Consider the following 17871-nt stretch of genomic DNA (forward strand, 5'->3'; position numbering starts at 1 on the left):
CGCACAATTTAGCTTTAATCTATTGAAGTTAAATACAAAACTAAACAACCCTAATTCACCCATCAGGTGAGTGCTGAACATTCATATACTTGCCAAAACCACCGCTAGCTGCGTTATAAATTTTGCAAGTAGAACCACTACTTGCTGCTATTCATGCCTTGCTACCAGTAATTTTTTCTGCGTATATGAACGCTCCCAACCGATTTATTTAGGATAATGATTACAAGCTTATATCATTATCATTACCGCCGACTTCCACTCTATCGACACGCTGTAATCCTCGTGGCAGTTTAGCGCCACGGCGACCACGCTCACCTTGATAATATTCTAAGTCAGCAGGTTTTAAAGTTAACTTGCGCTTGCCTGCCCACAGAGTTACCGACGTATCAGCGGGAACAATGTGCAAATGAGCTAACCATTCATCACGAGTTTTAGCGCGTTCAGTAGGAATACCTATGATCTTATTGCCTTTACCCTTACTCAACTGAGGCAATGCATTGAAGTTAAACAGCAACATACGGCCCTCATTAGAAATCGCTAAAATAGAGGCGTTTTCAGACACATTAACTAATGTTGGGGTCAAAGATTTCGAATTCTTAGGTAAACTCAGTAAAGCTTTGCCCGCTTTATTCCGAGAAATCATATCGGCAAAGGTACAAATAAACCCATAACCTGCATCACTGGCTAACAAGAAACATTGTTTATCTTCTGATAAAACGACATGCTCCATGCGCTCATTGGGAGCCAAATTAAAGCGAGTGGTAATAGGCTCGCCTTGGCTACGCGCGGATGGCATAGTATGGGTTTCGGTCGCAAACGCACGACCAGAAGAGTCAATAAACACCGTTTGTTGGTTACTTCGTCCTATCGCACTCGATAGATAACTATCACCCGCTTTATAGGATAAGGTTGTCGGATCAATATCGTGTCCTTTCGCACAACGTATCCAACCTTTTTCGGATAACACCACGGTAACGGGTTCACTGGGCACTAATGCTTGCTCAGATAACGCTTTGGATTCACTGCGTTCAATCACTGGCGTTCTACGATCATCACCGTAGGTTTCGCCGTCTTTGATCAATTCTTTTTTAACCAGCGTTTTCAAACGACGATCAGAACTTAGAGTTAGCTCTAGTTTGTCACGCTCTTCGGCTAATTCATTTTGCTCAGTTTGAATTTTAACTTCTTCAAGCTTTGCTAAATGGCGAAGTTTTAAATCTAAGATGGCTTCGGCTTGACGCTCACTCAGCTTAAAACGAGCCATCAATTCCGCCTTAGGATTATCGTATTGCCTGATAATTTCAATGACTTCATCGATATTAAGGAATGCAATCATTAACGCATCGAGTACGTGCAAACGAGCTAATACTTTATCAAGTCGGTATTGCAGACGTTTACGAACCGTTTCAGTCCTAAACGACAACCATTCTGTCAGTATTTGCTTCAACCCCTTAACCTGTGGACGTCCATCCAAACCGAGTACATTTAAATTAACTCTAAAACTTTTTTCGAGATCCGTTGTGGCAAACAAGTGTGCCATCAATTGATCGCAATCGACACGATTCGAGCGTGGAATTATCACTAATCTTACTGGATTCTCATGATCAGATTCGTCCCGTAAGTCAGCAACCATAGGCAATTTTTTCGCCTGCATTTGCGCTGCGATTTGCTCTAATATTTTAGCACTGCCGACTTGATGTGGCAGTGCAGTAACGATGATTTCACCTTGCTCCATGCCAAACACTGCGCGCATTTTGATTGAACCGCGCCCTGAAGCATAAATCTTTTTAATGTCTATTGCAGGAGTAATTATTTCAGCTTCTGTCGGATAATCAGGTGCTGGCACAAACTCCATAAGACGTTCTAAATCAGCCTTAGGGTTATCGAGTAATTCAACACTGGCTCCCACCAGTTCATTAACATTATGCGGTGGTATATCGGTCGCCATACCAACGGCAATACCGGTAATACCATTAATTAAAATATGCGGAAGTCGTGATGGCAACACTAATGGCTCTTTCATTGTACCATCAAAATTTACTCCCCAATCGACCGTACCTTGTCCAAGCTCACTCAATAATACTTCTGAAAACTTTGATAATTTTGCTTCGGTATAACGCATGGCGGCAAAGGATTTAGGATCGTCGGGCGCCCCCCAGTTACCTTGACCATCAACGAGTGGATAGCGATATGAGAATGGCTGCGCCATCAGTACCATGGCTTCATAACATGCACTGTCACCGTGAGGGTGATACTTACCTAAAACGTCACCCACTGTACGGGCTGATTTTTTATACTTCGCCGCAGCAGATAACCCTAATTCACTCATGGCATAGATGATACGGCGTTGTACAGGTTTAAGACCATCCCCAATATTCGGTAATGCTCGATCCATAATGACGTACATAGAATAATTAAGATAAGCTTCTTCGGTGAAACGCCTTAATGGCATTTGTTCGACACCATCTAAACTTAAATCAATTGCATCACTCATGATTTATTTCCTGTTACTTTTGGCTTAGGTGAAGGAGGATTTTTATAAAACAGGCGATAAATGTTGCCTTTTAAATCATCAGAGATATACATAGCACCATCATGGCCTATCGCTAATGAGTAAGGTCTTGCAACGGGAAATGCACCATCTAAAAAACTGATTAAGGTATTACGTTTAACAACTTTATTATTTTCTACTTCTAACCACACCACCTGATATCCGACTTTACTAGAACGATTCCAAGAACCATTTTCAGCAACAAACAACTGATCATGATATTTCTCAGGGAATTGTGTCCCACGATAAAAGCGGACGCCCACAGGTTCTACGTGGGCTGGCAGCTCAAATGTTGGAAGGGTGATGGTTAAACTTTTTGGCTTTCGATAAGCGGGTTCAACAACAGTACGTCCGTGTAAATATGGGAATCCAAAATGGCTGCCTTTTTGTTCAACACGATTAATTTCATCGGCTGGGATATTATCCCCCATCCAATCACGACCACTGTCAGCAAACCACAATGCATCATCAGTCGGAGACCAATCAAAACCTTTTACACTGCGAACGCCACTCGCTATCAATTCATTGGCGCCAGAGGTTACATCAATGGCGATAATGCTACCCAATGGTGTTTCTGGCTCACAGACATTACATGATGCACCAACCGCCACATATAAACGTCCATCTGGGCCAAAGTGCATGGTGCGGCTGCCACGTTTTTTTGACTCGGGCAAATTATCATAAATGACTGCCGGACGTCCTGGGCGACGAAGCCTTTGCTCAATGTCTGAGAACCGTAAAATGCGATTTTCTACAGCAACAAACAAGCTACCATTGTGAAAAGCGATTGCATCGGGATTTTTCATGCCTTTAGCAATTACATATCGTTTTTCGACTCGTCCATCTAAGTCTGTATCGACCAGAGCCGTAACGGTACCAGTCTTACCAGAGCCAACAAATACCGTTCCTTTATCACCTATCGCAAGCTGCTTAGCATCACCAAGATTTGAAGCGTACAGCGTCACACCAAAGCCTTTTGTGACCGTAATCAATAATGGTTTTGAAGCCGCAATAACTTGGTTGGCCGCGGCCAACAATGCTATAAAACTAGCAAACCACACGAATAGCTTGTATTTAATATTCAGCTTCATCATTGCCTCAACTAACCGCATCCTTATAGTTCGGCTAAATCACCTTTTGACTCTAGCCACACTTTGCGGTCTGCAGAGCGTTTTTTGGCTAGTAACATATCCATTAACATCATCGTTTCTTCAGCGCTATCAATGGTCAATTGTACCAAGCGACGGGTATTTGGATCCATCGTAGTTTCACGCAATTGTAAAGGGTTCATTTCACCCAGACCTTTAAATCGGGTGACTTGCACTTTACCTTTTTTATTTTCAGCAGTTATCCGATCTAATATGCCTTGTTTTTCAGCTTCATCAAGGGCATAAAAGACCTCTTTACCAATATCTATTCTAAATAATGGCGGCATAGCTACATAAATATGTCCAGCTTCAACCAAAACTTGATAATGCTTCATAAACAATGCACACAACAAAGTAGCAATGTGAAGTCCATCGGAATCAGCATCCGCTAGAATACAAATTTTACCGTAACGTAATTCTGAAATATCACTGCTGTCTGGATCGCAACCAATAGCGACGGAAATATCATGTACTTCTTGAGACGCCAGTACTTGAGAAGCATCTACTTCCCATGTATTTAATATTTTGCCTCTAAGGGGCATGATAGCCTGAAACTCTCGATCTCGTGCTTGTTTAGCACTGCCTCCTGCTGAATCCCCTTCTACTAAAAACAATTCACCACGCATGGGATCTTGTGAGCTGCAATCTGTGAGTTTACCCGGCAACGCTGGCCCTTGAGTCACGCGCTTTCTGGCCACCTTTTTAGCGGCTTTCAGGCGACGCTGCGCATTATTAATGCACATGTCTGCCAATGCTTCTGCGAGCTCAGTATTCGAATTCAACCATAATGAGAATGCATCACGCACAACACCTGATACAAAGGCCGCGCATTGCCTGCTGGAGAGCTTTTCTTTGGTTTGCCCTGAGAACTGGGGATCTTGCATTTTCACCGACAGCACATAAGCTGATCGATCCCAGATGTCTTCGGGAGAGAGTTTAAGTCCACGCGGTGTGAGATTACGAAAATCACAAAACTCACGCATGGCCTCCAAAAGCCCCTGTCTAAAGCCGTTAACGTGTGTTCCGCCAAGTGAGGTAGGAATGAGGTTGACGTAGCTTTCATTAATGCAGTCGCCACCTTCAGGCAACCAAGTAATTGCCCATTCTGCGCCCTCGAGTTGTGCACTAAAGCTTCCAACAAAAGGCTGCTCTGGCAACATGACATGGTCCTTTACCGACTCTACCAAATAATCAGTAAGCCCATCTTGATAATGCCACTCATGGGTGTCACCGGTTTGTTTATTGCTGAATTTAATATTCAAACCCGGACATAATACGGCTTTCGCGCGTAATAAGTACACGAGCTTAGTAACCGAAAAGTTCGCTGAATCAAAGTAACTAGGATCTGGCCAAAAATGAACGCGTGTACCTGTGTTTCTTCGTCCGCAAGTACCCTTTTCTGCTAGAGATTCAACCTTATCACCGTTTTCAAAAGCAATTTGATACACTTTTGCATCACGACGAACACTGACTTCAACCCGTGTCGATAGCGCATTGACTACCGAAATGCCCACTCCATGTAAGCCACCTGAAAACTGGTAATTTTTGTTTGAAAATTTACCACCAGCATGAAGCTTTGTGAGGATCAATTCTACCCCAGGAATACCTTCTTCTGGATGAATGTCAACGGGCATGCCACGACCGTTGTCAGTTACTTCTAATGAGTTATCAGTGTGTAGCGTCACTTCAATTTTTGTCGCGTGACCCGCTAAGGCTTCATCAACGCTGTTATCAATGACTTCTTGGCCTAGATGATTAGGACGTGTCGTGTCCGTATACATTCCGGGGCGGCGTTTTACTGGGTCAAGTCCATTCAGGACTTCAATTGCATCTGAAGTATATTGGTTCGTCATAGCTCTAAAAGTTATTAAGAATTATGGCCATGTTGCGGCCCTGTATATTAATTTGTCAACTTCAAAAAATTACTTATTTCAGGTAAATGCTTTTTATAATCGACAAAACCGTGGTCGCCATTAGGCTCTATCAACATTTTACAACAATGATATTTATTTACCGCTTGACGATAATCTAACACTTCGTCGCCAGTTTGCAGTAGGACAAAAAATCGGTCTGGATGCGTGATGACTTCGCTATCAATTTCTTTCAACCATTGCTGATGCTCTGGTGTAACCTCAAAAGACTGCTCTGTAAATGGATTGTATTGTGTACCGAGCAACTCTTCCATTAGCTCATAGGGTTTAACGACAGGGTTTATCAATACAGCCTTGCCGCCATAATGTTGTGCCAAATGCGTCGCAAAGTATCCCCCAAGCGATGAACCAATATACCTAAGAGGTTGATTAGCAGCTTTAGCTTGCTGCACTATGTTACTTAATAGTTCGATAGCCTCTTTAGCGCAATTGGGTAATTGAGGCTGACAAAAGTTTAGTTCAGGAAAGGTACGCTGTATAAATTCAGCGGTTTGTATGCCTTTATCCGATAAAGGCGAACTATTAAATCCATGAATGTAGAGCAGCATAGTTCCTCACGCTGCGGTGTCTGGCAATGAATGATTCGTTGTCGCCTAATAACCGCTGACTTCATTTTCTGGGGTAAACCGATCGCCAACAACACGATGCACTTGGGTGACAATGCTACCATTTGCGTGCAAGTGCAGCAATCGATAACCCGGCTGTAAGCCATCTACAGCAAAATGATCGGACTGTGGCGTAAATTGAATGCAGGTCGAAGGCGTCGCCATAAGCGAAATGTCATGATGTTCACCACGATGTGTATCATCAAACTCTTGGTGAATATGCCCCCATAAAACCCCTCTTACTTGAGCATATCGTCCAATCCGTTGTAAGAACTCATCACCGTTCGTCAACCAATGCCTATCGAGCCAATCACAATTTATCTTTAACGGGTGATGATGCAGGCAAATTAGCACGTGTTTTTCAGGGTATTGTTCGATAGCCTTTTGAATAAACTGAAACTCTAACTCTGGCAAAAAACCTGCTGGTTTCTTCGCAATTGTAGAGTTCAATAACAACACTTGCCATTCATCAAACACAATTTGCCGTTGAGGCTTAATATGCTTGGCTATCATATGTTGTTGCATCAACTGCCATTCATCATGGTTGCCGGGTAGATAATGGCAAGGCAATGCCAGTGCTTCTGAACACTTATTGAAACGTTGATAGGACTCACTGGTATAGTCTTGACTGATGTCTCCGGTTGCCAGCAAAACATCGGCTTCATGTTTTTTTAAGCTCATGAGATCAACCACAGCCTGCATGCTGTTTGCCGTGTTCACTCCCAACAGTTGACCATCAGGATCGGCGAATAGGTGAGTATCGGTCATCTGCATTAAACAGATGTTGTTGCTATCCTTTTTCGGATAATAAATTGCTGCGTCGCGCACCATTATTTTCCAGAATTATTGTGTGTAGGGACGGTTACCGAATCGTGGCGACCAATTTTAAGTAATTCTTCCAAAAATGCATTAATTTGATATTTTTCATTAGGCTGATGCATCGATGGATTAGGGTAATGATACACCGGAAGTAATCGATAAATCTGTTGACTAGTTAACACTTCTGCTAATTGTGCATCATGATAAATCCGAACTAACACTTTGGGTTGATTAACAAATTGACTCCCAGAGTGAGGGCGGATCACTTCAATCAATTGAGTGTATTTAGTGCTCTCTAGCAACTTAACATCGAGCGTGCCCACTTGGCTGCTGACTTGCCACCTAGATTCATCACTAGGTGGCAACCATAATAAAATTCGATGATAATTTCGGCTGCATAATGCTAAAAATTGACTGACATTAGGTCGATACCGACGTGACATTAACGTCATTGCATACACCTTACGTTAAGTCTTGATAATTCAATTGTAGCCATTGCAAGCCAATGACAGAGGCCGCGTTACTAATCTCGCCGCTTTTTACCATTCTGTATGCACTTTCACGATCAATAGCATGCACACGAATATCTTCATTTTCAATGTCTAATCCATGTATTCCCTTAGCATCGTTTGCATTGACACTGGCCCAGTAAAAATAAAATAGTTCTGTTGTACCTCCGGGGCTTGCAAATATTTGTGATATTGGAATCAAACTGTTGGCTTTTACTCCAGCTTCTTCGAACAATTCATCATTCGCAACTTGCTCTGGTTGGCGATGTTTATCCACCATGCCGGCCACCAGTTCAAACATCCAAGGCGTGCCTTTCTCCCTCAATGAAGGAATACGAATTTGTTCAATCAATATCACTTTGTCGGTAACAGGGTCATAAGGCAACACTACAACAGCATCACCTCTTTCGAACACTTCACGGCGAATTGGCTGACTCCAACCACCAGCAAACAAACGATGTTTAAAACAGTATTCATCTACTTTAAAAAAGCCTTTAAAAACAGTTTTCTTTTCTATTAACTGCACATGGGTATAATTAAACTGGCTGGTTAATCGCGTCATATCAAGAACCGGAACAATTAGTTGCAAATTTCCTGTAAGGTTATCACACAGTTGTCAAATAAAATCTGTTACACTTTTCGTTTGACTGAAATACCATTGGTTTTTAATATCTAACGTATTAAAAATTTGCTGTATCGGGAAGCGTCGGGAAGCGCAAACCGCCAGTGTTTTCAAAGAAATTCTTGCCTTGTGCCAGACTTTGAAAATAAGGCATATTTTTGAAGTTAATATGTCTTCACTATAAGAAGACCGAATGTCTAAAAGGACAGCACATGAAATTTAAGCTTAAATCTGTTTGTGCCGCGCTTACACTCGCTGTAGCGTCAACAGCCGCTCATGCAGATGATTTATTACAGATCTATCAGCAAGCGTTAACCAGCGATACCATTGTTTTGCAAGCCAAAGCGCAGCGTGATTCTTCGTACGCCAAAATTGAACAAACACGAGCAGGCTTACTGCCAACGCTAAGTGGCTCAGTAGGTTATAACAAAAGATGGGGAAATTCTTCTGAATTTACTTCTTCAGGTATTTCTACCGGTTTAACTCTAACCCAAAGCGTTTACGATCATAGCGTTTGGATCGGTTTAAGCTTAGCCGAAAAAGCAGCTGCACAAGCGGATTCATCTTATGCCTCTGCATTGCAAGAATTGATGGCACGAGTGACATCAAGCTATTTTGATGTATTAACAGCAAAAGACAATGCCGAATTCAAAATTGCTGAAAAGCGCGCCATTGAACGTCAACTTGAGCAAACTAAACAACGTTTTGCGGTCGGTTTAACTGCCATTACCGATGTTCATGAAGCGCAAGCTCAGTATGACTTAGCCACGGCGTCTGAAATCTTGGCTCAAAACACTCTTGATAATAGCTATGAAGCATTGCGTGAAATTACTGGTATTGATCATCTCAATATTGATGCTTTAGATACTGAACGTTTTTCAGCGGTGACACCTGCACCACAATCATCTAAAGATTGGATCAAAATTGCTGAAGCAAACAGTATAGAGTTAATTGGCCAGCGTTTAGGCAAAGATATTGCTCGTGACACAATTAAAGTATACGAAGCGGGCCACTTGCCATCGCTTAATTTTAATGCTGGTTACAGCAAGAGTTTCGATCAAGATACTAATGATGCGAGCGATACTAATTTAAATAAAGAAAGCAAGAACGTAGGGCTCACGCTCTCCGTGCCTATCTTCCAAGGCTTTGCAGTTGATTCACAAGTTGAACAAGCTAAGTATGATTATATTGCTGCAAGCCAAAAGCTTGAGCAAACGCATCGCAGCGTTGTTAAAAATATCCGCAATAACTTTAACAATGTAAAAGCGTCTATCAGCTCAATTAAAGCGTACCAACAGTCAGTCATTTCTTCTGAAAGTGCGTTAAAGGCGACTCAAGCAGGTTTTGAAGTCGGTACTCGTACAATTGTTGATGTATTAAATCGTACTCGTGATTTATATGACTCTAAACGCCAACTTTCTGATGCACGCTATGGATACATTAAATCTGTATTTGCCCTTAAACAAGCGGCAGGTACACTGAGCGAAGACGACATCATTGGTATTAATAACGGCTTAAAAAAGTAAGTTCATTAGAATCATAATGTGTTTATTTAACAATAAAAAACCGCCAAAAGGCGGTTTTTTATTGTTTCAACCCTAGGGTCTGTTGATCTTTCAGGATTAAATTTTGTGCTATTTGAGCATTTATCTGTTCAAGGCGTGAGCAGTGACGCTTAGCCATCTAAGTGAGCTGGTCACAACACAGAGCAGTGAATGCTCAAAAGCATCGAAAAAAGAGAGAGCGTAAATTGGTCGCTCTTTCTAAATAAAAGGTGCTGCGTTATCGTTTTCTTATTTGAAAACGAAGTAACGACAGTTTTGTATGTCGATAATAACCAAACCTCACAAACTCTGCCTTGCATAAAATAACCAATTTATCGCTGCAAAAACAATCACGAAAGATCAACAGATCCTAGAATGCCTCAAGTGATTAAAAATCGATTTCTAATCCTAAGAAATAACCATCGATTTTAGTATTCGCATTCACACCAGAAAAATTATCCGCTTCAAAATTAAATTCACGATAACCAGCCCGAATACGATAATCAAGCGCCAAGCCATCAAAGGTGTAGCCCATACCAACGGAGTAATCGTAGACGTCTTTTTCATTGATACCAGCCATCACATCAACAAAACCATACAAATCGAAGCCGGGTAAGCTGGCTGTTGCATTTGCATAAGCCATAACAATACCACTGTCGATATCAGTGCGATTACCCGATATTTTTAAATTACCATGCATCTTTCGATAAGCTGCACCCGCATCAAGCGAGACCAAGTCATTATCAAGCAGTTCATAATAAAGCGTAAAATCAAGATGACTTAAATCGGTACTGTCATCTGCATTCACATTTTTACCGTCAATCTTTAAGAAGTTTTCTCGAAGCATAACATTGGGAATAAATGGAACTGGATGCTCAACCGCTATCCAAGCTCGCCCTTGTTTTTCCGAATCAAAATCACTTAACGAACCCGTATCTGTCGATATCGCCCCTGCTGAATCTAAGGCCCAAAGATCGGCGCCTAAATGAACACCCGCGACAGTAGCCGCTTGAGTTGCACCACTCGCCAACAACGCCGCTGTAACAAGTAATTTCTTCATGTTTATCCCTTTGATAATAAATGAGTTAAGTCAATGATAGCTGCATTAGCTCGTGAGATATAATTCGCCATCACTAATGAGTGGTTAGCAAGTAAACCAAAGCCACTGCCATTAAAAATCATTGGACTCCACACAGGTTGCTGAGTGGCTTCTAATTCACGAATGATTTGTTGAAAACTCGCTCTGGCGTTTTTCTTTTCGAGCACATCTGCAAAGTCCACTTCCACAGCTCGCATAAAGTTAAGCAAGGCCCAAGCGCTTCCTTTCGTTTCATAAAAAACGTCATCAATTTTCCACCAACTGGTTTTTACTTTATGCTCTGAAAAATTGAATGTTGATTGCCTCGCATCAGGATCGCCGGCAAGATCGGTATTAACACGAGTTGTCGCTACACTGGCAGATAATCGTTGTGACAAACTGCCAAGCCTGTTTTTTACGTCTCTCAACCACTCATTAAGATTATCGGCTCTGGCATAAAACTGGACATCAGGGTTATTTGGATCAGTAATACTTTGGCGATATAAGTTCACTAAATTCACTGCATCTCGGTATTCAGTTTCAGGCCGTGGGATCAACCAGCTAGTATGGTCGATATTTAACTTAGCTTGAGCTTGACTGAGATCTTGATTTTCAACCGATTGTGATTGGGAACGGCTAAACTCTTTACGCATCACTCGCACTAAATCTCTGGCTTGTTCAAGAGCACCAAATTCAAAAGCGTGCATATTATCCATGAACACTGACGGTGGCATGGTATCGTTCGATGTCCAGCCACCAGGTTTTTCTAACAGCACCGTGACAGTATTGATCAAAGCACTGCTGGTAGCATATCCAACTACTGTTTGCCCTGTTGTTGATAGCTTAGTTTCTGGCTGGATTGGATCAGGCTCTATACCCCACCATACACCTAAGCTAAATAACAAAACAAACATCACAACCAAACCGATTGCAATTTTTTTACCTAATTGTAAATTCCAATTGATCGCCATTGGATGGTTCCTTAATGATGATGTTTATGTTCGTGCTTGTGATCATGAGGCATGGCCATTTTCTTAACCAGAAGCTCAATGGTCATTGAACTATTATCAGAAAATGTCAATGTAAGCGGTATTTTCTGATCAAGTTGTAATGGTTTCTTAAGCCCGATAATCATGATGTGATTTCCAGACTGCGAAAGGGTTAATTTGCCATGCTCCGCAATATCATAGCTTTCTACTCGGCGCATTTTTATTATGCCGTTTTCTTCTAATAAGGTATGCAATTGTGCTTCTTTGGCAACTGGTGTTTCAGCCGCAACCAAACGAATGGCAGCACCATGATTCTCTAATGTAAAATAAGCGGCGGTATTAGGTACTGTCGCAGGCATAGCTCGAACATGACCTTCAATTAAATGGAGATCATTAGCCCAAACTTGAAAAGTAAAGCTCGCTACGATCAATAATTTCAATGAGTATTTAAATACGCTTAGCAATGTCATAAACTCCGTGTAGGTTCACACCCTTCTTTAAGGAAACCCAATTATGAGCAGTCTCCTGATTAATGATAGTAATGGCGTGAGAACAATTCGCTTTAACCGTCCCGATAAGCGTAACGCCATCGATCTTGAGATGTATAAACAACTGACAGAATACCTTATTCAGGGTGAGGCCGACAATGAGATTCGAGTATTTCTATTTACAGGAACCGATGATTGCTTCACTTCTGGCAACGATATCGCCGACTTTATCAAAAATAGTGATTTAAAGAACGATCACCCCGCTGTTCGCTTTCTATATTGCTTACTTGAGCTTAAAAAACCCATCGTAGCAGCTGTCTCTGGTGCCGCTGTCGGTATCGGCACGACAATGTTATTACATTGCGATCTTGTCTATGCTGCTCCCAGTGCCAAATTTCAATTGCCTTTTGTCAATCTTGCACTGGTACCTGAAGCAGCTGCAAGTTTGTTATTACCTGAATTAGTTGGCCATCAAAAATCTGCTGAATTACTGCTGCTGGGTGAAGCCTTTAGTGCTGAGCAAGCCCACAATTTCGGTTTAGTCAATCAAGTTATCGGGGAAAAAGAATTACATCAATTTAGCCTAAAACGCGCAGAACAACTTGCAGCGCAACCCGCTGATGCCGTTCAAGCCACAAGAATGCTTATGCGACCGAATAAAAGCCGAATTCAACATCAAATGCACCAAGAGTTAGAAATATTCAGTGAATGTTTGAAAAGCGAAGAAGCAAAAAAAAGATTCAAAACCTTTTTAAGTTAATATCTTTAGTGATGGGCTGATGACGTCTTATATTTTTTGTAAAAGGCTCTCAGTCCAAAACAACCAATTAATATAACGGTGAACAATAATAATATCCCAGGCCAAGTCATCAAATGGGTGGCGATAAAAGCCATGCCTGTTGCCAATAATGCAAAAAATGCCTGAATCATACTTAAGTTAAAAAAAAGTATATAAATCCCACCTAAAAGGATACTCGTCAAACCTATGAGCCACCATGGCGTAGACCTAGGGCAAACGGGTCTAAATTAGACAGCCAGTTTGCCCACAGTTAATACCTTCATCAAATATTCTTCATCCCAGCCCGCTTTTAAACGTTTGCTTTTTATTCCTACTTTTGCTGTTTTCTCATTTTTCAGCATGTTGAGTGCTGTTTTATTCATGATAGCCATATTCTCTGCTGCGTTTCCACTTCTTAACCGACATGAGTCTTCATCAAAGCTTACATCCAGTTGCCAGTGGAGTTTATTTTCAACAAACCAATGAGAACGTATTGCATTTGAGATAAACTCAGCTTTAGGTTTCAAATGACTACTGATGTAATAGCGTCTTTCCATGGTCTTCTCTATCCCTTTTTGTTCCCTAGTAGATTCTACGACTACAATGCTGTTTAAGCTTGACCATCTACTATGGCGTTTTCTGAGCCACTCTACGTCAGACGTGACCCAAACTTTTCTTTGTTCAATTCGACCGTGATCTTTATCGACTTCCTCAAACATATCGCAGTGAATTTTTTTAAATCTAGACTCGAGTTCTGTATCTAAAAATAATTTGATATCTTCAAAGAACTCACCTTGGCTACCTTTAAGGGCGAAAATATAATTAGCTTTTTTTTCAATGATTTTATCGGCAATTTTAAACTGGCAACCCATTGCATCAGTGGTAATGGTTGCCCCTTTAATATCGAGGAGCTCTAACAACTTAGGAATGGCTGTTATCTCGTTGCTTTTACCGTCAACTTTCATTTGCCCTAAGCAAAGATTATTTTTTACTGACCAAGCATTAACGATATGTATTGCTGGAACTTCATTCACTTTATCCAGAGTTCTTCTCAGTGTCTTGCCATCAAGAGGAATGATATCTTCGTCAATTGTACAAAGGTATTGCGCCCACGCTATAAAAGCGGCATGAAAAGCCTTAGGACATAAGCGGTTGAGAACATCGTTAAAGGTATCATGGCTTGGGACGCCATGAGGCATATCTAAAAAAGTTTCGAACCATTTTTTCTTCGATTTCCCATATTCTTCAATAGCATTGAAATTATCGCAGCCACAGATAACCGCACATAGAGTAATGGTTATAATGTTAATCAGAGGATGATGTAAAGTTCGTGACATACGAGGGTCGGGTAGGCCATCAAAAAAGTCGCTGATTGTCGTAGTTTTCATAGAAATTAACAAGCAAAGACTATTATAAACCACGATCGCTATAGTTTGGCAAACGATCAAATTTGATTGCTTATTTTTGACCCGTTTGCCCTACGTAGACCCGATAAATTGTACAGTTTCTAACGTAAAACTGAATTGCTGCAGCGCTTCTCCGTCTACTAATGAATAACTACTATTTGGAATAAACAACCACCCAAAGGCGACCAAACATGCGAATAAACTCCCTACTACACTCAATAGACGTGTAAAAAAAACCATTGTTCTATTGCTCATAATGCGTACTCACTAACGACGCTGAGGCATGAATTGGGCAAGCGCTAGATAGGCAACTGCGGTTAATAATGGTGCCGCAAAACAACATCCTATCCAAACGACTCTTGTCCAGAGCGGTGACCACGAAAACCGATGTGCGATTTCAGCAGCGACACCACAAATCATTTGGGGTGATTTTTTAAAACGTAATTGCCATTGTTCCATCGACATTATTTTTCTACCTTATATCTTTGAATAAATAACGCTAATCCACCGCACACTCCAAAGCTCAGTACCGGCATCAATAGCAGAGTTGCCAAATTTTGTAGGATGAAATGCATTACTGATCACCTTCTTTAGTGTTCTTAGCCTTTGCTAACTGTTTAGTATCAGCGGTTGTTTCAGACTCTAAATTCACCAATCCTGTTGTTGACATTTCATTCATTATTTCTGCAAGTTGAGTTTCAATAGACAACATGATTTCCGTTTTCGCTACTTTCAATAATTCAGCTCTTTGCTTGGCTATGCTCTGCTCAATACTGCTTGAAATATCTGAAGGTAAAACCGAGGCTTGTGCAGAGAAACTTAAACCAAGCACCATAGTTAATCCAATAAGCGTGTTGGTTGTTTTTTTAGTCATTTGAGTAAACATAATAAATTTCCTTGTTAATAAATTCCTTAGACATAGGGTTTACTACAAGGGGCGTGCCAACTTTAAGACCTAGGCGTAACAGGCTGAATTTAAAGGTATAAATAACTTTAAAACGAAATATGGACCAAGGATAATTAAAACCAGTGAGATTGATTTGGTGAAAATAACCACTGGTTTAGCTATTTTCACCAATAAGATATTTAGAGCTCAACTTTGCTGAATGCGGTTTTAATAACTTCGATTCCTGCACCTTGTTTATGTGCATTTTCGCTCAAATAACGACGCCAATTTCTTGAGCCTGGTAAACCTTGAAATAAGCCTATGATATGGCGAGTGATATGGTTTAATCGCCCTCCTTGTTTAAGATGCCGCTCTATATACGGCATCATTTGCTCAATGACCTCAGCGCGAGTCATTACAGAAGCATCAATCCCACAGAGTTGAGAATCCACTTGGCTTAGAATAAATGGGTTGTTGTATGCCTCTCGGCCAACCATCACACCATCGACATGCTCTAAGTGCGATTTCATTTGCTCAATACTGTTAATTCCGCCATTAAGGCTTAGATGAAGGTGCGGGTAATCCTTCTTTAGCAGATATACTCTTTCATAGTCTAAAGGTGGAATTTCACGATTTTCCTTTGGACTTAACCCGTTCAGCCATGCTTTTCGAGCATGAATCGTAAAATCAGTGCATCCCTTAGCTTGAACAATGTCAATAAATTGAGTTAAAAACTCATAGCTATCAAAGTCATCAATGCCAATTCTTGTTTTGACCGTCACCGGAATATCAACAACCTGCTTCATGGCATCAACACACTCCGCCACCAACTCAGGCTCTGCCATTAAACAAGCCCCAAAACGCCCATTCTGAACACGATCGGACGGACAGCCCACATTCAAATTGATCTCATCATAACCACGATCCGACGCAATTTTTGCACATTTGGCCAGTTCGACAGAATTTGAGCCACCTAATTGAAGAGCAAGAGGATGCTCCTCTTCGTTATAAGCAAGATAATCGCCTTTACCATGTAAAATGGCTCCTGTAGTCACCATTTCAGTATAAAGCAACGCCTGCTTAGACATGATCCTAGCGAAATAGCGATAATGTCTGTCCGTCCAATCCAGCATCGGGGCAATGGAAAAAGTTCTGTCTATGATTTTCGCTGAATTCATTGGTATCTCTAGGTTTTTATTGGGTTCTATACTTTTCATATTTTCTGATATTTTGATACGTTTTTGCCTATTTTAAGTAGTTCAGGTACCCTCACAGCAACCCTGGTTACTTTGGACGATTTCAAAAATGGCATTTTTCCAAGTAGAAAAACGTACCAGTAATAAGACTGGAGCTGTCACCTACAAATGCTCGATTCGTGTTAAATCAAAAGGGAAGATATTGTATAGCGAATACCGCAACTTTAGCAAAGCTCAAGCCGCTAATGCTTGGGGCAGAGCAAGAATTGCTGAAATAGAACTCAATGGCATTCCAAGCCAACAAGATGAACTTCCAACATTACAAGGTTTGATCAAATTCTGCTTTGAAGATAACAACATCAACACCACCATCGGTCGTTCAAAACGCTACGGATTAAGCCTCATATCAGATTGTAATATAGCCAAGCTCCCAATTGATCAATTAAAAACCAAGCACATCATTGAACATTGTAAATTACGCCGAGCAAGTGGAACAGGCGCTTCAACCGTAGCAACCGACATCAGTTTTATTCGTTGGGTATTCAAAACTGCTAAAGTAAACTTCAGTCACGAGATAAATGACTCATGCATTACTGAAGCATACGATATTCTTTATTCGCAAAATCTCATATCTAAATCAGAAAAGCGAAGCCGAAGGCCAATAGAGCTTGAAAAACTAAAAGTAGGATTAGCAGAACGCCAAGCACAAAGAGCCAGTGGTGACATCCCTTATGTTGAAATGCTGGATTTCTCAATATTAAGCTGTATGCGCATCGGCGAAGTTTGCAAAATCACATGGGAAGATCTGGACGAAGAAAACAAAGCCGTCATTGTTCGGGATAGAAAAGATCCCCGCAAAAAATCTGGGAATCACATGCTAGTGCCTTTAATCGGTGGTGCATTCGAGTTGGTGATGAAGCAACCAAGAAAGGACGAACGAATTTTCCCATATAATTCAAGATCGGTAACTCCAGGCTTTCAACGAGTACGAGCTAAACTGGGTATCGAAGATCTCCGCTATCACGATCTTAGGCGAGAAGGTGCAAGCCGACTATTTGAAAAAGGCTATGCCATAGATGAAGTGGCTCAGGTGACAGGACATAGAGCAATGGCACTAACTTAAGAATTACTTCTGATATACCTTAAGCCTACGTGCTTGCTTTCTTGAATGTTGTAACCTTGGTGTCGGTTTCGGTCGCCTTTTCTTTGCTCTCGGTTCTTTTCTCCCCGGGCGATTGCCAACGATATGCTCGCCGATAATATCTGCTATCACATCCAATAAAGTGTCAATGATCCCTTCGGTGGCTTGCAAAAGTAATAT

Annotated in this window: 18 protein-coding genes; 3 read left to right on the forward strand and 15 right to left on the reverse strand. The window is 41.3% G+C overall.

The window, feature by feature from the left end:
- Window positions 1–220 precede the first annotated feature (220 nt).
- Genes parC through E2I05_RS19405 form a run of 7 tightly spaced genes read right to left on the reverse strand, consistent with a single transcriptional unit; the run spans window position 221 to window position 8125 of the window.
- Window positions 221–2494, reverse strand: a complete 2274-nt coding sequence (gene parC, locus E2I05_RS19375; RefSeq protein ID WP_121853166.1) for a DNA topoisomerase IV subunit A — start codon at window positions 2492–2494, stop codon at window positions 221–223.
- The gene (locus tag E2I05_RS19380; protein ID WP_244935402.1) at window positions 2491–3663 is read right to left on the reverse strand and encodes a PQQ-dependent sugar dehydrogenase; all 1173 of its coding nucleotides are present in this window, start codon (window positions 3661–3663) and stop codon (window positions 2491–2493) included. The genes parC and E2I05_RS19380 overlap by 4 nt, the downstream gene beginning before the upstream one ends.
- A 2-nt stretch (window positions 3664–3665) precedes the next feature.
- Window positions 3666–5552 carry a DNA topoisomerase IV subunit B gene (gene parE / locus E2I05_RS19385; protein WP_121853165.1) on the reverse strand — a complete coding sequence of 629 codons (1887 nt, stop codon included), beginning with the start codon at window positions 5550–5552 and terminating at the stop codon, window positions 3666–3668.
- A gap of 47 nt (window positions 5553–5599) precedes the next feature.
- Window positions 5600–6178: a YqiA/YcfP family alpha/beta fold hydrolase gene (locus E2I05_RS19390; RefSeq protein ID WP_121853164.1), complete on the reverse strand. Its 579-nt coding sequence runs from the start codon at window positions 6176–6178 to the stop codon at window positions 5600–5602.
- A gap of 45 nt (window positions 6179–6223) precedes the next feature.
- Complete coding sequence (cpdA, locus tag E2I05_RS19395) at window positions 6224–7066, reverse strand: 3',5'-cyclic-AMP phosphodiesterase (protein ID WP_121853163.1); 843 nt, start codon at window positions 7064–7066, stop codon at window positions 6224–6226.
- Complete coding sequence (locus tag E2I05_RS19400) at window positions 7066–7506, reverse strand: DUF1249 domain-containing protein (RefSeq protein ID WP_121853162.1); 441 nt, start codon at window positions 7504–7506, stop codon at window positions 7066–7068. The genes cpdA and E2I05_RS19400 overlap by 1 nt, the downstream gene beginning before the upstream one ends.
- A gap of 10 nt (window positions 7507–7516) precedes the next feature.
- Window positions 7517–8125, reverse strand: a complete 609-nt coding sequence (locus E2I05_RS19405; protein WP_121853161.1) for an NUDIX domain-containing protein — start codon at window positions 8123–8125, stop codon at window positions 7517–7519.
- A 272-nt stretch (window positions 8126–8397) separates the two neighbouring features.
- Between E2I05_RS19405 and tolC the strand changes: the two genes are divergently transcribed.
- Window positions 8398–9711 carry an outer membrane channel protein TolC gene (gene tolC / locus E2I05_RS19410; protein WP_121853160.1) on the forward strand — a complete coding sequence of 438 codons (1314 nt, stop codon included), beginning with the start codon at window positions 8398–8400 and terminating at the stop codon, window positions 9709–9711.
- Window positions 9712–10117: 406 nt separating this feature from the next.
- On the opposite strand, the gene E2I05_RS19415 is transcribed toward tolC, so the two are convergent.
- From E2I05_RS19415 to E2I05_RS19425, 3 genes are read right to left on the reverse strand one after another with little or no spacing between them, the layout of a single operon-like run.
- Complete coding sequence (locus tag E2I05_RS19415; RefSeq protein WP_121853159.1) at window positions 10118–10789, reverse strand: TIGR04219 family outer membrane beta-barrel protein; 672 nt, start codon at window positions 10787–10789, stop codon at window positions 10118–10120.
- A 2-nt stretch (window positions 10790–10791) separates the two neighbouring features.
- Complete coding sequence (locus tag E2I05_RS19420; protein ID WP_121853158.1) at window positions 10792–11778, reverse strand: DUF2333 family protein; 987 nt, start codon at window positions 11776–11778, stop codon at window positions 10792–10794.
- 11 nt (window positions 11779–11789) lie between these two features.
- Complete coding sequence (locus E2I05_RS19425; protein ID WP_121853157.1) at window positions 11790–12266, reverse strand: copper chaperone PCu(A)C; 477 nt, start codon at window positions 12264–12266, stop codon at window positions 11790–11792.
- 43 nt (window positions 12267–12309) lie between these two features.
- On the opposite strand from E2I05_RS19425, the gene E2I05_RS19430 reads away from it, so the two are divergent.
- Window positions 12310–13044, forward strand: a complete 735-nt coding sequence (locus tag E2I05_RS19430) for an enoyl-CoA hydratase (RefSeq protein ID WP_121853156.1) — start codon at window positions 12310–12312, stop codon at window positions 13042–13044.
- A 266-nt stretch (window positions 13045–13310) separates the two neighbouring features.
- Here E2I05_RS19430 and E2I05_RS19435 read toward each other — a convergent pair whose 3' ends face one another.
- From E2I05_RS19435 to dusA, 4 genes are all read right to left on the reverse strand, one after another.
- Window positions 13311–14450 (reverse strand): ISAs1 family transposase, encoded by a 1140-nt coding sequence (locus tag E2I05_RS19435; RefSeq protein WP_133309786.1) that lies wholly within the window; start codon window positions 14448–14450, stop codon window positions 13311–13313.
- Window positions 14451–14735: 285 nt separating this feature from the next.
- Window positions 14736–14933, reverse strand: coding sequence for a PspC domain-containing protein (locus E2I05_RS23095; RefSeq protein ID WP_121855255.1), 198 nt, complete (start codon window positions 14931–14933; stop codon window positions 14736–14738).
- Between the two features lie 109 nt (window positions 14934–15042).
- Window positions 15043–15354 (reverse strand): hypothetical protein, encoded by a 312-nt coding sequence (locus E2I05_RS19445; RefSeq protein WP_121855254.1) that lies wholly within the window; start codon window positions 15352–15354, stop codon window positions 15043–15045.
- A gap of 200 nt (window positions 15355–15554) precedes the next feature.
- Window positions 15555–16571, reverse strand: coding sequence for a tRNA dihydrouridine(20/20a) synthase DusA (gene dusA / locus E2I05_RS19450; protein WP_165905592.1), 1017 nt, complete (start codon window positions 16569–16571; stop codon window positions 15555–15557).
- An 88-nt stretch (window positions 16572–16659) separates the two neighbouring features.
- Here dusA and E2I05_RS19455 point away from each other — a divergent pair, with 88 nt between their 5' ends.
- The gene (locus tag E2I05_RS19455; RefSeq protein ID WP_121855252.1) at window positions 16660–17673 is read left to right on the forward strand and encodes a site-specific integrase; all 1014 of its coding nucleotides are present in this window, start codon (window positions 16660–16662) and stop codon (window positions 17671–17673) included.
- Window positions 17674–17676: 3 nt separating this feature from the next.
- Here the strand turns inward: E2I05_RS19455 and E2I05_RS19460 are convergent, their stop codons facing one another.
- Complete coding sequence (locus tag E2I05_RS19460) at window positions 17677–17862, reverse strand: hypothetical protein (RefSeq protein ID WP_133309406.1); 186 nt, start codon at window positions 17860–17862, stop codon at window positions 17677–17679.
- Window positions 17863–17871 lie beyond the last annotated feature (9 nt).

The sequence above is a fragment of the Parashewanella spongiae genome, assembly GCF_004358345.1.
GTDB lineage: Bacteria > Pseudomonadota > Gammaproteobacteria > Enterobacterales > Shewanellaceae > Parashewanella > Parashewanella spongiae.